The organism is Psychrobacter phenylpyruvicus DSM 7000 = NBRC 102152 (assembly GCF_000685805.1).
GTDB classification, from domain to species: Bacteria; Pseudomonadota; Gammaproteobacteria; order Pseudomonadales; family Moraxellaceae; genus Psychrobacter; species Psychrobacter phenylpyruvicus.
Genome location: NZ_JMKP01000008.1, coordinates 86,609 through 108,735 on the forward strand (window position 1 = coordinate 86,609; position 22,127 = coordinate 108,735).

The 22,127-nt window shown below is 40.5% G+C and carries 16 protein-coding genes; 13 read left to right on the top strand and 3 right to left on the bottom strand.

Annotation, left to right across the window (positions count from 1 at the left end):
- Positions 1–120: 120 nt before the first annotated feature.
- The 7 genes from G561_RS0105020 (at position 121) to ruvB (ending at position 10,397) form a co-directional block, all read left to right on the top strand.
- The gene (locus G561_RS0105020) at positions 121–1,266 is read left to right on the top strand and encodes a beta-ketoacyl-ACP synthase III (RefSeq protein ID WP_028858574.1); all 1,146 of its coding nucleotides are present in this window, start codon (positions 121–123) and stop codon (positions 1,264–1,266) included.
- Between the two features lie 295 nt (positions 1,267–1,561).
- Entirely contained in the window at positions 1,562–2,650 is a 1,089-nt protein-coding gene (prfA, locus tag G561_RS0105025) for a peptide chain release factor 1 (protein WP_028858575.1), read from the top strand.
- Positions 2,651–2,732: 82 nt separating this feature from the next.
- Positions 2,733–4,259 carry a lysine--tRNA ligase gene (gene lysS / locus G561_RS0105030; RefSeq protein ID WP_028858576.1) on the top strand — a complete coding sequence of 509 codons (1,527 nt, stop codon included), beginning with the start codon at positions 2,733–2,735 and terminating at the stop codon, positions 4,257–4,259.
- Between the two features lie 312 nt (positions 4,260–4,571).
- A complete protein-coding gene (locus G561_RS0105040) occupies positions 4,572–5,786 on the top strand; it encodes a hypothetical protein (protein ID WP_227674036.1) in 1,215 nt (404 codons plus the stop codon).
- 175 nt (positions 5,787–5,961) lie between these two features.
- Positions 5,962–8,163, top strand: a complete 2,202-nt coding sequence (dnaX, locus tag G561_RS0105045) for a DNA polymerase III subunit gamma/tau (RefSeq protein ID WP_028858578.1) — start codon at positions 5,962–5,964, stop codon at positions 8,161–8,163.
- 167 nt (positions 8,164–8,330) lie between these two features.
- The gene (locus tag G561_RS0105050) at positions 8,331–9,245 is read left to right on the top strand and encodes a LysR family transcriptional regulator (protein ID WP_028858579.1); all 915 of its coding nucleotides are present in this window, start codon (positions 8,331–8,333) and stop codon (positions 9,243–9,245) included.
- Positions 9,246–9,419: 174 nt separating this feature from the next.
- Positions 9,420–10,397: a Holliday junction branch migration DNA helicase RuvB gene (ruvB, locus tag G561_RS0105055; protein WP_028858580.1), complete on the top strand. Its 978-nt coding sequence runs from the start codon at positions 9,420–9,422 to the stop codon at positions 10,395–10,397.
- Between the two features lie 97 nt (positions 10,398–10,494).
- Here ruvB and G561_RS0105060 read toward each other — a convergent pair whose 3' ends face one another.
- Complete coding sequence (locus G561_RS0105060; protein ID WP_028858581.1) at positions 10,495–11,616, bottom strand: hypothetical protein; 1,122 nt, start codon at positions 11,614–11,616, stop codon at positions 10,495–10,497.
- A gap of 132 nt (positions 11,617–11,748) precedes the next feature.
- Between G561_RS0105060 and G561_RS0105065 the strand changes: the two genes are divergently transcribed.
- Positions 11,749–12,285 (top strand): L,D-transpeptidase, encoded by a 537-nt coding sequence (locus tag G561_RS0105065; RefSeq protein WP_037031698.1) that lies wholly within the window; start codon positions 11,749–11,751, stop codon positions 12,283–12,285.
- Positions 12,286–12,403: 118 nt separating this feature from the next.
- Here G561_RS0105065 and G561_RS0105070 read toward each other — a convergent pair whose 3' ends face one another.
- Together G561_RS0105070 and G561_RS0105075 are read right to left on the bottom strand one after the other, a co-directional pair.
- Entirely contained in the window at positions 12,404–13,912 is a 1,509-nt protein-coding gene (locus G561_RS0105070; RefSeq protein WP_028858583.1) for a CYTH and CHAD domain-containing protein, read from the bottom strand.
- Positions 13,913–14,222: 310 nt separating this feature from the next.
- Positions 14,223–15,806: an isocitrate lyase gene (locus tag G561_RS0105075; protein ID WP_028858584.1), complete on the bottom strand. Its 1,584-nt coding sequence runs from the start codon at positions 15,804–15,806 to the stop codon at positions 14,223–14,225.
- Positions 15,807–16,481: 675 nt separating this feature from the next.
- Here G561_RS0105075 and G561_RS0105085 point away from each other — a divergent pair.
- The 5 genes from G561_RS0105085 to G561_RS0105105 all read left to right on the top strand — a co-directional run bounded on the left by G561_RS0105085 (position 16,482) and on the right by G561_RS0105105 (position 22,122).
- Positions 16,482–17,471, top strand: coding sequence for a LysR family transcriptional regulator (locus G561_RS0105085; protein WP_028858585.1), 990 nt, complete (start codon positions 16,482–16,484; stop codon positions 17,469–17,471).
- Between the two features lie 279 nt (positions 17,472–17,750).
- Positions 17,751–19,148, top strand: coding sequence for an NAD-dependent succinate-semialdehyde dehydrogenase (locus G561_RS0105090; protein ID WP_028858586.1), 1,398 nt, complete (start codon positions 17,751–17,753; stop codon positions 19,146–19,148).
- A gap of 314 nt (positions 19,149–19,462) precedes the next feature.
- Complete coding sequence (locus G561_RS0105095; RefSeq protein WP_051584375.1) at positions 19,463–20,242, top strand: ABC transporter permease; 780 nt, start codon at positions 19,463–19,465, stop codon at positions 20,240–20,242.
- 127 nt (positions 20,243–20,369) lie between these two features.
- Positions 20,370–21,308: an ABC transporter substrate-binding protein gene (locus G561_RS0105100; RefSeq protein ID WP_051584382.1), complete on the top strand. Its 939-nt coding sequence runs from the start codon at positions 20,370–20,372 to the stop codon at positions 21,306–21,308.
- 82 nt (positions 21,309–21,390) lie between these two features.
- The gene (locus G561_RS0105105) at positions 21,391–22,122 is read left to right on the top strand and encodes an ABC transporter ATP-binding protein (protein ID WP_028858589.1); all 732 of its coding nucleotides are present in this window, start codon (positions 21,391–21,393) and stop codon (positions 22,120–22,122) included.
- Positions 22,123–22,127 lie beyond the last annotated feature (5 nt).

Here is a 22,127-nt window from a genome sequence, read left to right on the forward strand (position 1 = left end):
TTTATAGAATGTGCGTGTTGCACAGTCTGTAGAGGTAACCTAACTATTTATTTAATTATTAAAGCTATCAAAGTTACACCGCTTTAAACACCTTATTTGCTAAGAGAAATAGGAAGCAACATGAAAACATATATTACAGGGACAGGTCTATATATTCCGCCATATAGCATCAGTAATGAAGAGCTTGTTGAATCGTTTAATCAGTATGTTGACAACTACAATAGTCAATATGCCAGTGAAATCGAAGCAGGTACTCGAGAAGCATTACAGCCTTCATCAGCTGAGTTTATCGAAAAGGTTTCTGGTATCAAATCACGTTATGTGATGGAGAAGTCAGGTATTTTAGATCCCAATATCATGACCCCACTTATTCCTGCTCGTAAATTGGGTGAAGAGCTGTCAGTGATGGCTGAAATGGGTGTCGATGCCTTGCAGCAAGCCTTAACTGAAGCGGGTATTGAGGCTACAGAGCTGGACGGCATTATCGTTGCTTGCTCAAACTTGCCACGCCCTTATCCAGCGCTGGCTATTGAGATACAACACGCCATTGGCATGGAAGGCGGCTTTGCTTATGATATGAACGTGGCGTGTAGTGCAGCAACTTTTGGTATCGCTCAAGCAGTAGGGTCTATTAAAGGCGGGCTAGGTACTAAGATTGCCGTGGTTAACGTTGAGATTACCACAGCCCATCTTAACTGGCGCAACCGTGACAGCCACTTTATCTTTGGGGATGTTGCCACAGCCTCTATTATTGAAGCCTCTGACACCCCAAAAGGCTATGAGATTATAGACAGTAAGCTATTTACCCAGTTTTCAACCAATATCAAAAACGAATACGGCTTCTTGGATAAAGGTGAATATTTGGCTGCTGAAGCTGAGCTGTATGGAGATTTACAAGAGCCGACTTCTGATAAGCTATTTTTGCAAAATGGTCGTAAAGTATTCCGCGAAGTGTGCCCAAAAGTCTCGGAGCTTATCAGTGAGCATCTAGCAGAAAATAACTTGCCTGCCAGTGAAGTCAAGATGATGTGGTTGCACCAAGCGAATATCAATATGATTAATTTGATCTTGCGAAGTGTGGTTGGTAAAGACGCGGATCCAGCCATCACGCCAACCGTGATTGATGAGTTTGGCAATACCAGTTCAGCCAGTCCTGTTATAGTATTCCATCGCTTCAAAGACCAACTACAATCAGGCGACCTGGGTGTGATGTGTTCCTTTGGCGCAGGTTACTCAATTGGCTCTGTCTTGCTCAGAAAGGTTTAATCCCACTCTTGGGCTAAGCTGATTAATCTTAAATAAATTGAGCAGAGCTTCTTATAGTGACAGCTTGACCTTTAGACAGAGTGAAGGTTTGCAAATGATCTGAAGGGAAGCCTGCTTGATGGGTTAGGCATATATTTGACGAGACTAGTCTCGGTATTGTGCTTAAAATTTGCTATAATTAGCCACCTTATTTTTATATCAAAAATTTACCAAAAAATTAGTTCCCATTTTTAGTTATTAACTATTCATTCAATAGTTAATATCATTTATAACCAAATTCAAGAAAAGATAACTTATGAAAGAGTCGTTAAGAGAACGCTTAGATCAGATGGTAGATCGCTATGAAGAAGTGACTGCCCTGCTTTCTGACCCCGATGTCATTAGTGATAACAACAAGTTTCGCGAGCTGTCTATGGAGCACAGTGATCTGACCGAAATCACGACTCTTTGGCAGCGTTACTTGCAGGCTGAAACTGACAAAAAAGATGCCGAAGAGATGCTAAATGAAGCCGCTGACCCTGATATGAAGGCGATGATGCAAGAAGAAATCGAAACGGCTGCTGCTGATATCGAAAAGATGGAAGAAGAGCTTAACGTTATGATGCTACCAAAAGATCCTAACGATAAGGTACCTGCCTTCTTAGAGATTCGTGCAGGGACAGGCGGTGACGAAGCTGCGATATTCTCAGGCGATCTATTCCGTATGTATGAGCGTTATGCTTCGTCTCAGGGCTGGACCATTGAAGTATTGTCTGCCAACGAAGGGGAGCATGGCGGCTACAAAGAAATCATTACTCGTGTTTCGGGTAATGATGTTTATGGCCGCTTAAAGTTTGAGTCTGGTGCACACCGAGTACAACGTGTCCCTGAAACAGAAAGCCAGGGCCGTGTTCACACTTCTGCCTGTACAGTAGCTGTAATGCCAGAGGTTAAGATTGATGATACGGTTGAATTGAATCCTGCAGATATCCGTATGGATACTTTCCGCTCAAGTGGGGCGGGTGGTCAGCACGTTAACACTACCGACTCTGCGGTACGTCTAACTCACATTCCAACGGGTGTGGTTGCCGAGTGTCAACAAGAACGAAGCCAACATAAAAACCGTGCCAAAGCGATGCAGATGCTAATTGCTCGTATTCAGCAAGCCAAAGTGCAAGAGCAAGTAGATAGCGCCGATGCTTTACGTCGCAACTTAGTAGGTAGTGGGGATCGCAGTGAGCGCATCCGTACTTACAACTTCCCTCAAGGTCGCATAACTGATCACCGTATTAACCTAACTTTATACAAGTTAGACGCAATTATGGAGGGAGATTTAGACGAGCTGTTAGATGCTCTAACCCGTGAGCACCAAGCCGACTTGATGGCCAGTGTGAGCGGCGAGTAACGGTCTAAATCTAAAAAGTTTAGAGCAATATCTTCTTTAGCTGTTTTATAAAAATCATTGTCATAAATAATTTGAGAGTCTTATGTCTAATCAAAACAATCAAGATCAAGCCCCATCAATCGATGAAACCAATGACCTTATCGCTCAGCGCCAAGCTAAGCTTGATGAGATTACTGCCTCGGGTAAAGTGGCTTATCCCAACCAGTTCAAACGTACTGATTATGCTGAGGATTTACAAAAGCAGTTTGAAGATATCTCTAAAGAAGAAATTGAAGAAAAAGCAGCTAAGGGCGACAAAACTCAAGTAAACGTTGCGGGACGCATTATGCTGAACCGTGGTGCCTTTATTGTTATCCAAGACATGACAGGCCGCATTCAGTTATATGTAGCTCGTAAAGAGTTGGATAAAGAAACTCTTGATTTAATTAAATCACTAGATTTGGGTGATATTGTTGGTGTATCTGGTTTCATCGGTCGTTCGGGCAAAGGCGACTTATACGTTCACATCGAAGAGATTACCTTATTAACTAAATCTCTACGTCCTATGCCTAACAAGTTCCATGGCTTAGCGGATACTGAAGCCCGTTATCGTAACCGTCATTTAGATTTAATGACTAATGAAGATAGCCGTAACACCTTTATGATCCGTAGTCAGGTTGTTAGCGGTATCCGTAAATTTATGCTAAACGAGCGTTTTATGGAAGTTGAAACGCCAATGATGCATCCTATCCCAGGTGGGGCAGTAGCCCGTCCGTTTGTGACGCATCATAACGCTTTGGATATGCCATTGTATTTGCGTATTGCCCCAGAATTATATTTAAAACGTCTGGTTGTGGGCGGCTTTGAGCGCGTGTTCGAGATTAACCGTAGCTTCCGTAATGAAGGGGTATCAACACGTCATAACCCTGAATTTACTATGATTGAGTTCTATCAAGCCTATGCAGATTATAAAGACTTGATGGACTTAACTGAACGCTTGTTTAATGAATTAGCGATGGATATTTTGGGTACGACAGAGCTTACCTATCAAGGCGAAACCATTAGCTTTAAAGCCCCTTTTGCTCGTTTAAGTATGAAAGATGCGATTGCTCAGTACGCTGAAGACTTTGATATGAGTAAAATTGACGACAGAGACTATTTAGCCGATTATGCACAGAATGTTTTGAAACAGCAGGTTAAAGAAGGCTTTGGTGTGGGTAAGTTACAAACCATTATCTTTGAAGAAACCGCTGAGCATAAATTACGTCAACCAACCTTCATTACTGAGTATCCAGCTGAAACGTCGCCACTAGCTCGCCGTAATGATGAAAACCCAGAAATCACTGATCGTTTTGAGCTGTTCATTGGTGGTCGTGAAATTGCGAATGGCTTTAGTGAGCTTAATGACCCAGCGGATCAGGCAGAACGTTTCCATAATCAAGTGGCAGAAAAAGAAGCCGGCGATGATGAGGCCATGCATTTTGATGCCGATTATATTGAAGCCTTATCTTATGGATTGCCACCAACAGCGGGTGAGGGTATTGGTATTGACCGCCTAGTTATGTTATTTACCGATGCGGCCAGTATTCGTGATGTAATTTTATTCCCACACATGCGTATGAAGCACTAAGTGAATACTTAACTTTATACTAAGTTTTATGCAATAAAGTAAGGATATAGGACTGCCGAGAGAGCAGTCCTATATTTTTTTAAATGACACCAACATATGTGCATCGGAACCAAAAAAACGGTATAGTAATAACCATTAAAATACTATTATTTATAAAAATACAGTTCATATTTATAAAAATACAGTTCATATTTATAAAAATACAGTTCATATTTATAAAAATACAGTTCGGCTAAGCACTCAAATCCAACTCAAGAGAATCCTAGGTCTCTTATTAGCTCTGTATAAAAAACTGGAGTTTACCCGAAGTCTATGCCAAATAATAAATCACATGTAGAACAAGTACCGAATTTTGACTGGAACGCTATGTTCCATCACACCTTTTTATCAATTTATTTAAATAACAATGATCCTTTAGTCGGTCAAGATAAGTTTGACTATGCTTTCAAAGTAGGCAAACAGCTATTATATGTGCTGACTCATGAACAGATGGTGACGGTTGATAGTCCTAATATTGAAAAGTCTATGCTTGCTGAAATAAGACAGCAGGCCGCCACTGATATTAATAAGCGCTTTCAGCAGCTAGTGAGTGGTGTGGAACTGCCTGAAGTAGATGACGTTCAAGAGATACAAAATATTTATTATATTGGGCTTACCTCGCTAACATTAGTGCACCAAGATACAGGCTATCAGCTAGAGCATGACTATGGCAGTGACTTCTTTCAAGAAGAGACTGCTGTTGATTTAGAAAATAAAACTAAGGTTTTACAGTTATTTAGTCTAAATAGCTTCTATCAACTGGTTCAGCTGCTGCAAACCCCAAATGATTTATTGAGTTATTTTGATTATCACTTGGCTCATTTAGTCAATCGCAATGACTTTCAAGGGGGGCTAGAGCTGGCGAAACAGTTCTTAAATAGCCCTGATTTCTATCAAAGAGCAGTAGCTGTACAACAAAAGTTGGTTGAAATAGGATTGCTAGAGAAGGTTGAAACTCGGTTAACAAACATTATTAATCATGACAGCCCGCAGTTATCTCAACAGCTAAAAGGGTTGACTCAGAAGCTGCAGTCTCATGCTACTATTTTCCAAAAGCTGCTGAATGGAGCTACCAAACGTCGTCATGAAGCAGGAGAGATTATCCCTCTTGAAGAGGTGAAGATTTTAGTTGCTGAGTCTATGTACACTCGATTGAATATTATTGAAGAGATGATGGATTACGAAAATAGATCCAGAGAAGAGTGCTTCAATGGCTATATTTGCCATCAGCATTCTTATAATGACTTTGGTAATCATTATGTCATCGTTGTCTATGGTTTAGATCAACAAGCGCAGTATTCAAAGCAGTGGCTACAGCACAATTATCAAGACTTACTGTCTGATATTAATGCACAACTTCAAGACCCAGCCATGAAAGAATACTTTATTTTAGGATTTGATATGTCTAACGATGATGGTAAGGGTAATGTGACCGTCCTAATGGATGTTTATCATCAGTCAGGCTCAGTATTGTCTGATAGTATTTGAGAATAAAAAAGTGTTTTAGTGCTAATAGTTAGTATTAATAAAATACATAGTTAGTAGTAATATTTAGTAGGAATCCATAAATAAGCTCAAACCTTAGTCCCTTGTTTTGGCAAACATTTGTTTGCTTTTTTAAGTTTTTAAATTACATTACATATTATAGGTCTGGTTGTCCATTATGTCGCAGCAATATCAAGTTTTAGCACGTAAATATCGCCCAAAAAACTTCCATGAGTTGGTAGGGCAGACCCATGTGTCTAAAGCACTTATTAACGCCATAGATCATAATAGGCTACACCATGCTTACTTATTTACCGGGACTCGCGGGGTAGGTAAAACCACTATTGCCCGTATTTTATCTAAATGCTTAAACTGTGAAACTGGAGTCACTAGTACTCCGTGTGGTGTGTGCAGTAGCTGCGTGGCGATTGATCAGGGTCGCTTCATTGATCTTATTGAGATTGACGCGGCTTCACGTACCAAAGTTGAGGATACTCGAGAGCTTATTGATAATGTGCCTTATGCTCCTACCCAAGGTCGTTATAAAGTTTACTTAATTGACGAAGTGCACATGCTGTCTACGCACAGCTTTAATGCGTTGTTAAAAACGCTGGAGGAGCCTCCTTCGCACGTAAAATTCTTGTTAGCCACAACAGATCCGCAAAAGTTACCGATCACTATTATCAGTCGCTGTTTGCAGTTTGTGCTGCGTCCTTTACCACAGCAGGCGCTAAGTGATCATATTGCCCACTTATTGACTCAAGAAGGTATAGCATTTACTCAGCCAGCACTGTGGCAGTTGGCCAATGCTGCCAAAGGTTCGGTGCGTGATGCTCTGTCTTTGACGGACCAAGCCATTGCCTTCGGTCAAGGGTCGTTAACCGATGAAACGGTTAATGATATGTTGGGGCTAATTGATAATGCAGACTTGGTGCAGCTATTGCTTGATATTTATCAAGGCGATACAGAGTCGGTCTCCGCCCATATTGAACAAATGCGGGCGCAAATGGTCGATGCTGGCAGTATGTTTGATGGGTTAGCAGAGCTATTGCATCAAATAGCTATGGTACAGCTATTGCCAAATGTGGCATTAAATGTCAATGATAAGCAAGCTGAGCAAATTAAGCAGTTAGCCAGCATTATCACTGCTGATGTGTTGCAGCTTTACTATCAGATTGTTGTCCAAGGGCGTGAGCAAATTAAGCTGGCCAATACCCCGCTACAAGCCTTAGAGATGTGCTTATTGCGGTTGTTAGCCTTTAGGCCATTGGCTATAAATGAGGTCCCTACGCCCACGGTTTCTGATTCGCGACCCGCCGTAGCATCAACAAATGAAGCTACTGTACCACAGCAGGCGCAAGCTGCAGTACCCGCACAAGATACCCGAGAGCATGAGATGAGTACTGGTACTGTTGACCCAGAACCTGATGAACCGTATTCAACCGTTGAAGCCGAGCTAGAAACTAAAGTTGCTACTGATACAGTCATTGAACCGTCAACGACCGATAGCTTGAATGCGAACAGCCTGCAGCAAGCTGATGATTACAATGGCGGCTTAGATAACCCCAATAATTTAACTAGCGCAAGCAGCTTAGACGACTTAAGTAAGTTTGGTTCTGAAACAATAGAGGTAGAGAGTAATGTCCAGAATTTAGACAATTCTACTCAAAATAATACTGATAATATTGAGTTTGAGTCTGATTATCAATTAAATGCTTTATTTACAGGCGAAAGTGATTTACAATCTTCCGTTTCGTATAATAACGCTGACTCTATGCAGTCAGTAGATGCGGAATCGGACGGTATAGCGGTTGAACGACAAACTTTTTTAGAGACAAGTGAAACCCATTCTAATCAAAATCAGTCTTCTTATCAGCCCCCAACTGACCAGCCTGCGAATAGCGAAATCCATTCACAGCTTGCAGCAGAAGATCCACGTTCACTATTAAAGTGTGTTCCAATAGAGTTGGTAGGACAGTGGACACCTGAGAAGTGGGATTACTGGTTACAGACTGCTAGGGAGTCTGGTGCATTGGCTTATGACCAGCTTGCTATGGCAAGACAAGGGGTTATGACAGGTGAAATCTCTGGTGAAAGTGTCTTTAAAGTTGCCTTTGATACTAAAAATATGCAAAGTATTTTCAAACATTTAGCCAATCATTTAAGTCAGCAATTCGGGGCGCAAGTATCGATAGCTGTCGACACTTCTCTTAACTCGGATAATCAAGGTCTACTTCCACAAAACAGACAGAAGGTACGGGAAGTACAAGCCAAAGACTATGCCAAACAGCTCCTTACTCAAAGTCCGGTTATGCAAAGGCTAATCCGTGATTTTAAAGGGGAGATAGTCAATTTGAAGCTTTTAACCGACGCTGAGTAGTCATTTATATCTTACTTATAACTGCTGTAATGTTCCTACAGTCAGTTTTCACAAAAAGTAAACTTAAAAAATGGGAATACTTAACATTTGTCTGTAATTTCTCAACATTTGTCCGTTTAAATGCGTTATACTATGCTACTTACTTTATATGTTAGGTGTTAAGAATGATGTTAGACAATTTAAGAGGCATGGCGGTTTTCGCCAGTGTTGTCGGCCATGGTTCGTTTAGTGGGGCAGCTAGGCAGTTGGGTATCACCACCAGTGCTGTAAGCCAACAAATCAGATCGCTTGAGAAAGATTTAGGTGTAGTATTGCTACATAGATCTACTCGAAAGCTTAGTTTGACGGAAGCGGGTGCTAGCTTCTATGAGTCCGCTAAAGATGTGGTCGCAGCCGCAGATCAAGGGCGTATTAAAGTTAACCAGTTACGTGATGAATTAGCTGGTAGCTTGAGAATCGCAACCACTCCTGAATTGGGGGTTAATCTTATCCTTCCAGCCTTATCTACTTGGATGTCTGCTCATGATGATTTAAGCATTCATTTCCTAGCAGATAACCATTATATTGATATGATTGATGAGCGTGCTGATATTGCTATTCGCATGAGTCCACAGATTAAAGACAGCTCTGTAGCCACTTATCCTTTAGCTGAAGTTAAGCAAATGCTAGTAGCTTCACCACACTACTTAAGACAGCATGAGAAGATTACTAAGCCAAAAGACTTGGTTAATCATCAGCTTATCAGTATTGATTTAATGAAAGATCCAAGTACCTTAGACTTCAGTAGCATTGAGACTGGTAAGAAGAATCGAGTCAAAATTCCTTCTAGAATTCAGACCAATAACGTATTCTTAGCAACTACTCTAGCCAAAGAAGGTCATGGCTTAGTACGCGTCATGTCTCTTGATGTTCAAAAAGAATTGGCTTCTGGCGAATTAGTAGAAGTAATTCCTGAGTATTCATTACCGCACTTTGTTTTATATGCGGTCACCTTAGATCGTGAACAACAACCTGCAAAAATTACGCGTTGCCTTGAAGTTCTGAAAAAGCACTTCCATGCTGCAGCCTATTTAAAACCTTAAAATATTTTCTAACTTTAAGGCTTACGCTAAAGTAGTGTTAATGATATATAATTGATATCTTGAAACACTACTTCAGCGTATTTTTTTGTCCCTATGTTTTTGATAAATCTAAACTTAAGATAAATTTAGATGCGCTATCTGCTAGTTATTTTATGAGGTTGTTTATAATAGATTATGGAAAATAGACTAATTAATCCTTTAGAGCGTCAAGATGATGTGGTGGATAGTAATATTCGCCCAGGAACACTGGCAGAGTATATTGGTCAGCCAGTTGTACGTGAGCAAATGGAAGTTTTCATCGAAGCGGCGCGACGGAGAAAAGAGGCTTTGGACCATACTCTAATCTTTGGTCCTCCTGGTTTAGGAAAGACCACATTAGCCAATATCATTGCTCGTGAAATGGGGGGTAACTTACGTTCGACCTCAGGCCCAGTACTGGAGCGAGCTGGCGACTTAGCCGCTATGTTGACCAACCTCGAAGAAGGGGATGTGTTATTTATTGATGAGATTCATCGCTTAAGCCCAGTTATTGAAGAGATCCTATATCCGGCAATGGAGGACTTTCAACTGGATATCATGATTGGTGAAGGACCGGCTGCGCGCTCTATTAAGCTGGATTTGCCGCCCTTTACTTTAGTGGCTGCGACGACACGGGCGGGGCTATTGACCTCTCCATTACGTGATAGATTTGGTATTGTTCAGCGCTTAGAGTTTTATAATATTGAGGATTTGACGACTATCGTCAGTCGCTCAGCACGCTTGATGAATGTTGAAATGACAGCTGAGGGTGCGGTTGAAGTGGCTAGACGTTCTCGCGGTACGCCGCGTATCGCCAACCGTTTGTTACGCCGAGTTCGGGATTATGCTGAAGTGAAGTCTAATGGGATGGTCACCGGTGATATCGCTGACAGTGCCTTAGATATGCTGGCGGTAGATAGGCGAGGTTTAGACCATTTAGATAGACGCTATATCGAAATGGTTCATGCCCGCTTTGATGGAGGCCCTGCTGGGGTAGAAGCAATTGCTGCTGCAATGGCAGAGGACAGAGGCACCTTAGAGGATGTAATTGAGCCTTACTTAATCCAGCAAGGTTATGTACTAAGAACCGCACGCGGCCGTGTGTTGACTCAAATGGCCATTGATCAACTGTGATCCCTCTATCTTAGCAACCTAATCCTAAAAGTAACGTGGAGTGCAAGCTTAATAGCTTGCGCTTTTTTTATTGTCTTTAAAAGTTGCTAATGCTTAGTTAGGCTTTTATTTTATGGGTTTGAACTGGGGTATCTATCACTTGAGATTTTTTATATTGGTATTTACCAATGGCCATTAAGGTTAATCCTCCAATAACCAATACCAATAGAATTAGCACAGGATTTTTCCAAAAAGGAGTATTGCCTGCAGCAGATTCTAGCTTATTAGCAACGCTTTGCTTATTTTTCTTGCTATCTTTATCCAAAAAACCAAAGTTAACAAACGGTCTTGAAGGCGGTTGTACTGGCTCTGGTGACACTTTTAATCGTTTACGACTTAGATAAATGTCTGAAATTTTGGCCAGTTGTAATAACCAGCGCTGATAAGGCAAACAAATGTTGGGTATCGTGGCAAAGGTTAATACCTCGCTATTGTTCAAATTATCGACAATAATCTGACCATTGTTAGCGGAGACATTATTAATTAAGCTAGCTTGATGGGTACGCCCAATAACTTTGGCATAATGAGGTATTTGTTCTGTGGGAGTAGAGGTGGATACAGTAGGTTGCTGATAGCCAGTTATTTGATGCCAACTATTATCAAAGTTAGGCAATTGGTGGGTATCTAGCACAGGATTATTGCTATGATTTATCTCATTAGCATTAGTACGGTCTAGCTGAAAGAACTGGGGCTGCAATCCAAACCAGCAATCTATCTCTTGCGCATCTAATTGTGCATAATCTGCTAATATAGCAATCTCTCGTAAGCAAAGTAAGCTCAAAGCTCCTAATAAAAGACGCAGTTGACCGCTTGATATTTGAGTTTGATCAGCCAGCTTTTGGCACACCAGCTTTTGTATTTCAGTGGAGTCAAATAGAATGTCATTTATAGCATGGCCATTTTGATAGGCGGCGTTCATGCTTTTTAGATTAAAAGCATTATATTTACGCAGCTCTTTTATTTGGCTGCGTCTCAATAACTTTTTTAGTACAGCGTCCCCACCATGTTGTTGGTTGTAAGCCATAAGCCCGCTAATAATAGCTTGAATGCCATTTTCAATAAGCACTCGAGCTTGAGGTATTGAAATGCCCGCTATATCCGCAAAGATAGAATCGATTGGTAAGGTATCTTCAAATAGGAAATCATAAAGTGACACGCGGGTGGGTAAAAGAGCTGTCATAAGACCTACTACTATGAATTATTTGTAGTTATCATAAGGGCGATTTACTTCAGTTACAACCGTCTATTGCACATAAGTTGCCTAAATACTTCTGAATGTAATCTTTAATAATCTGATAATAAGGCCCGAGCTATGCCAAATTTAAAAATATTTGAGAAGCTGACTCCTAAGATTGTTGTCAATATTGCCAAGCAGACGCTGACTTTAACCCTACCTAATGAGCAAGGGGATTTTGACAGCCATGAATTTACCATTTCAACTGCAAAAAATGGGATTGGCAGTCAAGAAGGCAGTGGCTGTACTCCGTTAGGAAAGCATTTTATTGCTGAAAAAATAGGAGCAAATACTCCCATCAATAGTGTCTTTGTGGGTAGAGTGCCGACTGGTGAGATATATGATGAGGACCTAGATAAGCAGTACCCCAATCGAGATTGGATCTTAAGTCGTATTCTTTGGTTAAGCGGCTGTGAAGAGGGACTCAATAAAGGAGAAAATGACCAAGGCTGCTGTGACACCTATCAACGTTATATTTATATTCATGGAACTCCCGATACAGAGCCTATGGGAACACCGTTGTCACATGGTTGTGTGCGGATGCGCAATGATGAGTTGATGTGGTTATTTGAGCAGGTAGAGGAGGGAACACCAGTTGAGATTATTGCAGGTTAATTGACAACAGCGGATAAGGTACTTTTTAGCATTTAATAAAAGAGGATTGCCAAAAAAAAGCTTGCTGTTAGCAATAACTAACAGCAAGCTTTTGTCTATTTATTAACAAATCAGCCCTTTACCAAAACTTAGGAGCATCTTTTACTAGTTTTAGGCTCTCTGCACATTCTAAAGCGGCATGACGTTCTTGGGCAGTAAAATAACCTACAGCAAACCAAGCTGCAGGGTCAGATTCTGTCTTTAATCTATAAAAATATTGACCGACGATATCATCATTATATTCACCTAAGATCTCTTGAGCCGGCTCTAGGTATTTTAAGAAAGCTTTGGTCTTTTTCTTTTTAAACATAGGGCTAACATACTCACTGATATAACGCAGACTTTTTAGGCGTTTTCTCACATCGTGCTGTGCTTCGATGTTTAATGAGGCAAAATTCTCACTGGCTTTGCTAATCTTTTTATATAACGATTCTAGAATTTTGATAGTCTGATCTTTAGCGCTGCCTTTGTTTAGTGGCTTATCCTTTTTAGCAGGACTCATTGTGAATTCTATTAATTCAAGCAATGTTATTTGAAAATCAGGGGCTCTAAGGGCATCAATAGGTTTGATTTTAATAGACTCACGTTCTGATGACCAATCGACATAAGGAGCCCCTTTGCTCTCTAACATAGGCTGAGTTCTTACTTGGAGTAGCTCATGGTCGCGGTATTCACCCAATAAGCCAAAGGTCTGTTTTAAGATAGGTCCCCATTCAGGGTTTAGCTGTGAGGAAAAATCGTTAAAGAATTTTAAAGCAGTGCGCAGTCTTCTAATGCCTACCCGCAACTGATGCACGTGGCTACCATCAGTACTACCTGCAGCTATGGCGCTAACATTAGGTAGGATTTGCAGCATGCAGTTATGAATGACTGCACGTATAAACTGAGGCTGGCTCATTTTTTTATCTAAATCTAATTTCTTCAAATCAGCTTTAGTAGCGTCAGCATGTTCTTTACCTGCTAGCATTAAGCCACCTCGTTCTGCTTTAGTGACCGTTGATAAACATAGGTTATAACGCTTCGCCCATGTTTTAGCCACTTCAAATAAGAATGAGACGTCGCCTTCAATAAGCTCAAACTCTAGCTCTAAGATAGGCTTAATAATTTGTGGGTCTTCACCATGAATGACAAAGCCTTCATCATAAGCCATTTCAACCAGCCCTGTTTCACTTCTGATAAGCCGAGTGGTGCGTTCAATATCAGTAATATAAAGGCGGTTTAATTTATCAGAAACCTGTTCTTGGCTCGAACTTAATATCATCTTTTCAATACCTAGATCTTCATAAACAGAGAGATCAGGATATAAAGCATCGGCTTGGATAGCTTCATTAACTTGATTTTCGTCAAGGATATTGTTTTGCTCCCCGCGAGAAGCCATGCCATCTCCATTAGACTTTAAAGTTTGAACCCAGGTATCGCCTTCTTTACGAATTCTTAGAGCCATACCAGACTGAGCTAGGATATTGTCAGCGGTATCATAGTAATGTGCAGCTAATTGGGTAGTATTTGATGACTTTATCTTGGCCTGACGCATAAGTGAGTCAACTTTATATTCGGGTACCAAAAACTTAAGTTCAATTTCTTGCATGATCTGTCCTCGAGCTTTAACTCATAGAAGGGGGATGTAAGTACTTATTGTGATTAATATTTTTTAATCTGAAAGATTATATATAAGCTATATAATAGGTATTGAATATCCTAGGATATGTTAAGAATAATAACAAGCGGATTAACGTGACAGATTGATGACATAGGTAGGGGGAAGAGATACGTCGTTCTTCAATTTGATTGAGCATGGTACTTGCAAACTTAGGATAACACTACTAAAAAAAATCGCCCTAACCGAAGTTAGAGCGATTTTTTTTAATGAGGTGCTAAGAATCTTCTATAAAGAAGTCTTAGAACTGGTTCATTGTGTTTTTCTCACCGCCAGCTTTAAGTGCGTTTTCACCAGAGAAGATCTCTTTGTGATCATCACCTAAGTCTGAACCGGCCATTGCTTGGTGCTTAACGCAAGAGATACCTTCACGGATTTCTTTACGTTGTACGCCAGCTGCATAAGCAAGCATACCGTCTTCACCGAAGTAGCCTTTAGCAAGTTCGTGAACGCTAAGAGCAGTAGTGTGGTAAGTAGGTAGAGTGATTAAGTGGTGGAATACACCCGCTTCACGTGACGCATCTTTCTGGAAGTTCTTCGCAGCTTGGTCAGCAGCAGCGTCTAATTCAGTACCATCATACTCAGCACTCATCAAGTTGTTCTTGTCGTATGCTGATACGTCTTTACCTTCTTCTTCCCACTTAGCGATAACTTGCTTACGGAAGTTTAGAGTCCAGTTGAACGATGGGCTGTTGTTGTATACAAGCTTCGCTTCTGGGCGTTGCTCTTTAATACGGTCAACCATCATTTTGATGTGCTCAACGTCTGGAGTAGGTGTTTCGATCCATAGAAGGTCAGCACCGTTTTCTAGAGCAGTTACACAGTCAAGTACAACGCGGTCGATGTTAGTTTCTTCACGGAACTGGTATAAACCGTTTGGTAGACGAACTGGACGAACTAGTTTACCATCACGCTTTAATAGTACATCGTTTTCTTTAGCGTCAGCGATGTCGATTTCTTCAACGTCGATGAAGTCGATGTATTTAGAAGCTAAGTCACCTGGTTGCTCAGATACTGGGATTTTCTGAGTTAGTGAAGCACCTTCTGAGTCAGTACGAGCAACGATAACACCGTCGTCAACACCAAGCTCTAAGAACGCATAACGGATAGCGTTTAGTTTAGAGATGAAGTCTTCATGTGGTACAGTTACTTTACCAGCTTGGTGACCACACTGCTTAGCGTCTGATACTTGGTTTTCGATCTGGATAGCACAAGCACCAGCTTCGATCATCGCTTTAGTTAGTAGGTAAGTTGCTTCTTCGTTACCGAAACCTGCGTCGATGTCAGCAATGATTGGCACAACGTGTGAATCAAAGTTGTTGATTTTTTCTTCGATTTCAGTAGTATCTTGACCAGCTTCTTTAGCAGCGTTTAGCTCACGGAAGTAATCGTTTAATACTTTAGCGTCTGCTTGACGTAAGAAAGTGTAGATTTCTTCAATAAGAGCAGGAACTGTAGTTTTTTCGTGCATTGATTGGTCAGGTAAAGGACCTAGCTCTGAACGAAGTGCTGCAACCATCCAACCTGATAGGTAGATGTAAGTTTTTGAAGTAGTACCAAAGTATTTTTTCTTAGCGTACATAGTTTGTTGAGCAACAAAACCATGCCATGCACCTAGAGACTGAGTGTACTGTGAATGATCAGCGTCGTATTCGGCCATGTCTTTACGCATGATAGCAGCAGTGTATTTGGCGATATCAAGACCAGTTTTGAAACGGTTTTGAACCATCATACGTGCAGCATCAGATTCACTGATGTTCTGCCAGTTGCCATGTTTTGCTTTGATTTCACGGATATGGTCAATAGCTGACTTATAAGTTGACATCAATTGTCTCCTTGATTGGGATGGGTTAGGTGAAATAAACACTTCTACTATTTGTTTTTTTACTAAAACTACTAAAGAAGTCTTTATTTAACTCACTTTTAAATGCTAGGCGATAGCTACTGTAGCAATAACTCCAGCATAAATTTGAGTATTTTGTAAATGTTTGTTTCTTAAGTCTTCTTTATAATCTTCCATGAAGCTTATTGAGATTGACTTAAATTGTAGTGTAATAACACTTGCCCTTAACACTTGATAAACACTATAACCACATTGGTTGAATTTATCTAGTTTATGAAGGTTATCTTGGGTATTTATTTAAATTATAGTATAATGAATATATAGGTTTAAAGGGGGTTTTCCACCCTTTTTTAATTACTATATAGACCTTAAACAATGGAGTATTTGAATGAGGTTGGTTGCAGCTAATTAGAAAGAAATTAGCGATTTTTCCACCTTAGTTCAATACTCCTTTTTTTAATATACTAACTTTTTATGTCACTAAAGTTACTTACTAAGTGTCTAAATAAAAGTCATTATTTTATGTTTGCTTATGTTTGATTGGTTATCAGCTCTAATAATAAATCTAAAAAATACTATTAGAGGTTAATCGCAAACCCTGCAAATATAATTGATTTTTAGATGGCGTTCTTAGGAGTACCCATCACAGAGAGTGTTATGAATTTACAAAGGGTTGATTTAAACTTATTGGTTAATTTAGATGTACTATTGCGAGAAAAAAACGTTACTCGTGCAGCCGAGCAATTGGGCATAACTCAGCCTGCAATGAGTAACATCCTACGTCGTTTACGTAAATTATTTAATGATCCGTTATTGGTGCGCTCCTCAGAAGGCATGACTCCCACAGAACGGGCATTAGAGCTTCAGCCTCGAGTGCGTGAAATACTTGCTGAGCTTTCGCAATTGTTAGAGCCACGTACAGAATTTAGACCCTATACCACCTCTCGTGTGTTTAGAATCATGACCTCTGATTATGCCGAAGCGACCTTAGTACCTCGACTAGTTAAGGCTCTGCGTTCGGAGGCTCCCAATGTTATTTTAGACTTCTTAACGCCATCAGATGTCTCTTATAGAGATATGGAGCAGGGCAGAGTGGATTTGGCCATCAACCGCTTTAATGAGATACCACAAAGCTTCCACCAAGTGTTGGTATGGCGAGATACTTTCAGTTGTTTATTGTCAGCTGAAAGCCCTTATGCCAATCGCTTCAATCTAAAAAATTATTTAAAAGCACAACATGTTTGGGTCTCAAAAACAGGCATGGGAGTTGGTTTTGGGGTGAATCCAGATAAGTCAGGTGGTCTAGGATCTATCGATCAGGCGCTGCAACGTCTGGGCCAAAAACGTCAGATTAGTGTGTTCACTCGTCACTACCAGATGCCAGCGATGCTTGCTGCAAACAAAGATTTGATTGCGACTTTGCCGACCCGAGTGGCACGGATGCAAGCCAATAATGACAAAATTATATTAAAAGAGCCCCCTTTCTTTATCCCAGAGTTTGAGTTGACTATGGCTTGGTCTCCTTTATTACAGCATCATCCGGCACACAGATGGCTGCGTCAGTTAATTATGCATGTCGCGCGTCAAGTAGTGGCTGATGAAGAAGCCAGTGATGATGAGGTGCATAAAATAAGCCATTTATTTTAAATATATCAGGCAGTTAGGTTAACTTGTTTTAACAGATAGTGGACAGTTGTTTACATCCTTACAAAGTTAAAGTTCCTATTAATTGTTATGCTAGGAGCTGTTGATTAAAAACAGAGTGAATAAATAAAGTGACTAGTTAATACTAAAAATTAATGTGAATATTAATAGTAAAAATTAATGTGAATACTCATAAGAGATAAGCTCACATAATATAAAGTGTCACAATCTTAAAATCACTCGCAATACAACACAACTAGCATAATAATTAAGGATAGCAATATGTCAGACATTACTACTATAAACCCCACCACTGGAGAGAAAATTACTTCATATAGCTATATGAGTGATTCGGAAGTTAATAGCATTATTGATGCGTCTCACCAAGCATTTTTGAAATGGAGAGAAGAGACTCCAGAGAGTAGGGCCAAAGTCATTCGTTCAATCGGCGAAAAGTTGGTCGAATATAAAGAAGAATTAGCACGCTTAATGACCCAAGAGCGGGGTAAGACCTACAAGCATAGTTTGCAGGAAGTAGACCTTTGTAAAAGTATATGTGACTTTACCGCTGATAACGGCATTGAGGCTTTAACAGATGATGTTCGTGAGATTGAAGGGATTAAGAAGGGTATCGTAACTTATCAACCGATTGGTATTATCTATGGTATTCAGCCATGGAACTATCCTGCCTATCAGGTTATCCGCTATACAATTGCTAACTTAATGGCTGGTAACAGCATCTTATTAAAGCATGCGTCTAATGTGACCGGCTCAGGCTTACTTATTGAAAAGATTCTGCATGAGGCAGGCTTGCCAAAAGATCTATTTAGAGCGCTAATCATTAGCCATGATCAGTCTGAGCAAGTTATTGAAAATGATAAAGTCCGTGGAGTTACTTTAACAGGCAGCGATAAAGCAGGTGCTGTTGTGGCGCAGCAAGCAGCTAAGGTTCTGAAGAAGACCGTAATGGAGCTGGGTTCAAACGATGCCTTTATCGTTCTTGAGGATGCCGATTTAGAATTAGCCGCAGCAACTTGTGCTCATGCAAGACTGTATAATAATGGCGAAACTTGTGTGGCCGCCAAACGCTTTGTGGTTGTAGACTCTGTGTACGATAAATTCCGAGAGCTACTCATTGATAAGTTTAAGGAATATACGGTAGGTGACCCAATGCAGAAATCTACTAATGTTGGCCCTATGTCTAGCACTAAGCAGCGGGATACTCTACAGAAGCAAATGCAAGAGAGTATTGATAAAGGGGCGAAGATAGCCTATAGCAGCGAGTTGGATTCAAGCTTGTCTGAACAAGGCGCTTTCCACCCCTTAGTTATTTTAGAGAACATTACTGAGGACCAGCCTGCTTATAAAGATGAGTTATTTGGCCCGGTGGCCTCTTTAATTCGTGCCAAAGATGAAGAGGATGCCTTCCGTATCGCCAATGATAGCCGCTATGGTTTAGGCGGTGGTGTGTTCTCAAAAGATGAAGACAAAGCCATCCGTTTAGCAACGAAATACTTCGATACGGGTATGGTATATATCAATGGTTATAGCTTAGTACAACCCGGTCTGCCATTTGGTGGTGTGAAAAACTCTGGCTTTGGTCGTGAACACGGTGGCTTTGGCGTGAAAGAGTTTGTTAACGTTAAAGCGTTGCACGTGGTAGGAAAAGCTCCTGCTTAATTCTCAATAGCTATAATTTTCAGTAAATCAAAAGGCCCTCAGCACCCAACTGCTGAGGGCTTTTTTATTCATGGTAATCCGCTAGTGTTATCTAATGAGTAGTGAAAAGGCTAAAAGCTTTTTAAAATCCGCCAATCGCCAAATTATTTTGTTAGAATCCTAATGATTATCTTTAGTCGACTAGTTACTGTCTTTAATTGATAGTTGTTCTTTAGTTAATAGTTATTGTTTAATAAATAGTTGTTGTTTAATTAATAATTGTTGTTTAATGCATAGTCATTTTCTTTTTGTTAGCTTTACTGAGACTCCCAATAATGACCCCTGTTCAAAAGCGACCGCAAGTTAGTAGACAGATTATTAGTCTAATAAAAAGTTATATCTTAGTCATTTTAATACTGGTGTTCTGGCAGCTGTGTGTGTCATTAGGGTTTATTCCTGATTATTTATTACCATCACCCCTGCAGATTGTTGAAGCCTTTATTGAAGATTTTCCCTTACTAATGGAGCATGCTAAATACACTTTAGCGACTGCTTTTATTGGAACAGCGATAGGTCTTATCATCAGTTTTGTGTTATCGATAATTATGGATTTATCGAAGACTATGAAAGAGCTGATTTATCCTGTCATTTTATTAAACCAAACCATCCCCACCATTGCCATTGCTCCTTTATTAATTATCTGGTTGGGGTATGGAATCACCCCGAAAGTAGTTTTGGTGGTTTTAGCAGTATTTTTTCCAATAACCATTGCTTTGGTAGATGGCTATCAGTCTGTAAGTCGAGAGCATTTGAACCTTTTTAAATCGATGAAAGCTTCAAAGTATCAGCTGTATCGCCATTTGAAGATTCCTTCAGCTATGGGGTCGTTTTTTACTGGTCTGAAAGTGGCTTTATCCTATGCCCTCATCTCAGCAGTCATTGCTGAATGGCTAGGAGGATATCACGGGCTAGGGGTATATATGACACGGGTCCGCAAGTCTTATGATTTAGACAGCATGTTTGCGGTAATTTTTTTGATTAGTTTCCTAACTATTTTGCTCATCGGATTGGTGAAGTGGCTAGAGAGACGAGTGCTACGTCATAACTATTTATAAAGTAACCTTTAATCAAACAACTTTTATAAAACAATTTTAAAGAGGATTTATAGTGGAAATTCTAAGCTCAAGTCGAATTAAGACCAGCGCTGTTTACTCCATCGTGCTGCTGTCGTTATTGGCGATTATGGTGATAAGCTTAGCCGCTTGCCAGCCAAAAGCAGATAGTGCCAAGCAAGGAGACGAGGCTCTTACTGAAGTGGTTATCTCGTTAGACTGGGTGCCTAATACCAATCATACTGGTCTCTATGTAGCGCAAGAAAAAGGATACTTTAAGGACCAAGGCTTGGCGGTCAAAATCGTCCAACCAAGTGAAGACAGTGCCTCAACCCTAGTGGCCAACGATAGAGCAGATTTTGGGGTTTATTTTCAGCCGAATATGACCTCAAGATTGGCAAAAGAGGTGCCCATTACTGCTGTAGCTGCCATTTTACAGCACAATCCAGCGGGGTTATTAAGCTTAAAATCATTGGGGGCAAAGTCGCCAAAAGACTTAAGTGGAAAGCGTTATTCTACTTGGGAAGACCCTATTGACGATGCTACTGTAGCGCATATCGTGGGCGGTGACTTAGTAAAAATCCCAGGCGAAGCCACAGACGCCACGGCCGCGTTAAGAATGAATCAGTTTGACTATATTCTTGCCTACTATGGTTGGGATGGCATTCACGCCCAGTTAAAAAACGTGGATACCAATTTCTTTTTTTTAAGAGACTATGAGCCAATCTTTGATTATTATGCGCCAGTAATTATCACCAATAATAAATTGTTGGAAACTAAGCCTGAGTTGGTAAAGAAGACTTTAGCAGCGATGAAGCAGGGTTATATTTATGCGGCAAAAAATCCTGAAGAAAGTGCGGAGATCTTGATAAAGCATGCTCCTGAAACCAATAAAGAGCTGGCGTTGGCGAGCCAAAAATACATTTCTACTCAGTATCTAGATGAAGAGGGCGACTGGGGTAAGTTTGATTATGACCGCTGGGATAGATTCTATGATTGGGTCTATAAAAATGGTCTGTTAGAAAAACCACTTCCTCCTCAAGCTGGTGTCACTAATGACTATCTTTAATAAGCTAGTTGCTATTACTTGTGTTTGAGTTGCTTATAGCCGCTGTCCTGACCAATGCCCGAAAAAGTGAGTTGTCTCAATAATGGATAAGATACTGGTTTTAAAAGAAATTACCCATGCCTTTGACCAAAAGCCTATATTTGAAAATTTAAATATGGCCGTGGCAAAAAATGATGTGGTGAGCATCGTTGGCGCCAGTGGTGTCGGTAAGACCACTCTGTTTAATATCGCAGCCGGTCTATTGATGCCAACTTCAGGGCAAGTTTGGATAAAGGGGGTTGAGACCACAGGGCAGGCGGGTACAGTAGGCTATATGCTTCAAAAAGACCTGCTATTACCTTTCAAGAGTGTGTTTGATAACATTGCCCTGCCTTTAACGTTAAAGGGTTATAGTAAGGCAAAAATTGAAGAGATTGTGAGGCCACAGTTGCCCCACTTTGGTCTTCAGGGCTTGGAACAGCAGTATCCACAGACCTTGTCTGGTGGTCAACGGCAGCGAGCAGCTTTACTGCGCACTTATTTGAGTGATAATCCTATTATGCTACTCGATGAGCCTTTTTCTGCTTTAGACTTTGTGACCAAAGATGAGATGTACCACTGGTTTAGTCAACTGCAAAAACGCTTAGAGTTAACCTGCCTAATTATTACTCATGACATTGATGAGGCGATTTATTTATCTAATCACTTATATGTATTAAAAGGTTCTCCCGCACAGTTTACTGAGCAATTTGAAATACCTAAAGACGAAGGATTCATGGAGAGTCGACAATATTTGATTTTAAAAAAACAGATTCTAAAAGCGATCCAAGAGTAACTTGA

What these genes read in the sequence shown, in the direction of transcription:
- G561_RS0105060 (WP_028858581.1), bottom strand. Translation starts at nt 11,616, where the DNA reads ATGACAGCTCTTTTACCCACCCGCGTGTCACTTTATGATTTCCTATTT.
- G561_RS0105100 (WP_051584382.1), top strand. Translation starts at nt 20,370, where the DNA reads ATGGTGATAAGCTTAGCCGCTTGCCAGCCAAAAGCAGATAGTGCCAAG.
- lysS (WP_028858576.1), top strand. Translation starts at nt 2,733, where the DNA reads ATGTCTAATCAAAACAATCAAGATCAAGCCCCATCAATCGATGAAACC.
- dnaX (WP_028858578.1), top strand. Translation starts at nt 5,962, where the DNA reads ATGTCGCAGCAATATCAAGTTTTAGCACGTAAATATCGCCCAAAAAAC.
- G561_RS0105020 (WP_028858574.1), top strand. Translation starts at nt 121, where the DNA reads ATGAAAACATATATTACAGGGACAGGTCTATATATTCCGCCATATAGC.
- prfA (WP_028858575.1), top strand. Translation starts at nt 1,562, where the DNA reads ATGAAAGAGTCGTTAAGAGAACGCTTAGATCAGATGGTAGATCGCTAT.
- G561_RS0105040 (WP_227674036.1), top strand. Translation starts at nt 4,572, where the DNA reads ATGCCAAATAATAAATCACATGTAGAACAAGTACCGAATTTTGACTGG.
- G561_RS0105065 (WP_037031698.1), top strand. Translation starts at nt 11,749, where the DNA reads ATGCCAAATTTAAAAATATTTGAGAAGCTGACTCCTAAGATTGTTGTC.
- G561_RS0105105 (WP_028858589.1), top strand. Translation starts at nt 21,391, where the DNA reads ATGGATAAGATACTGGTTTTAAAAGAAATTACCCATGCCTTTGACCAA.
- G561_RS0105075 (WP_028858584.1), bottom strand. Translation starts at nt 15,806, where the DNA reads ATGTCAACTTATAAGTCAGCTATTGACCATATCCGTGAAATCAAAGCA.
- G561_RS0105070 (WP_028858583.1), bottom strand. Translation starts at nt 13,912, where the DNA reads ATGCAAGAAATTGAACTTAAGTTTTTGGTACCCGAATATAAAGTTGAC.
- G561_RS0105085 (WP_028858585.1), top strand. Translation starts at nt 16,482, where the DNA reads ATGAATTTACAAAGGGTTGATTTAAACTTATTGGTTAATTTAGATGTA.
- G561_RS0105095 (WP_051584375.1), top strand. Translation starts at nt 19,463, where the DNA reads ATGACCCCTGTTCAAAAGCGACCGCAAGTTAGTAGACAGATTATTAGT.
- G561_RS0105090 (WP_028858586.1), top strand. Translation starts at nt 17,751, where the DNA reads ATGTCAGACATTACTACTATAAACCCCACCACTGGAGAGAAAATTACT.
- G561_RS0105050 (WP_028858579.1), top strand. Translation starts at nt 8,331, where the DNA reads ATGTTAGACAATTTAAGAGGCATGGCGGTTTTCGCCAGTGTTGTCGGC.
- ruvB (WP_028858580.1), top strand. Translation starts at nt 9,420, where the DNA reads ATGGAAAATAGACTAATTAATCCTTTAGAGCGTCAAGATGATGTGGTG.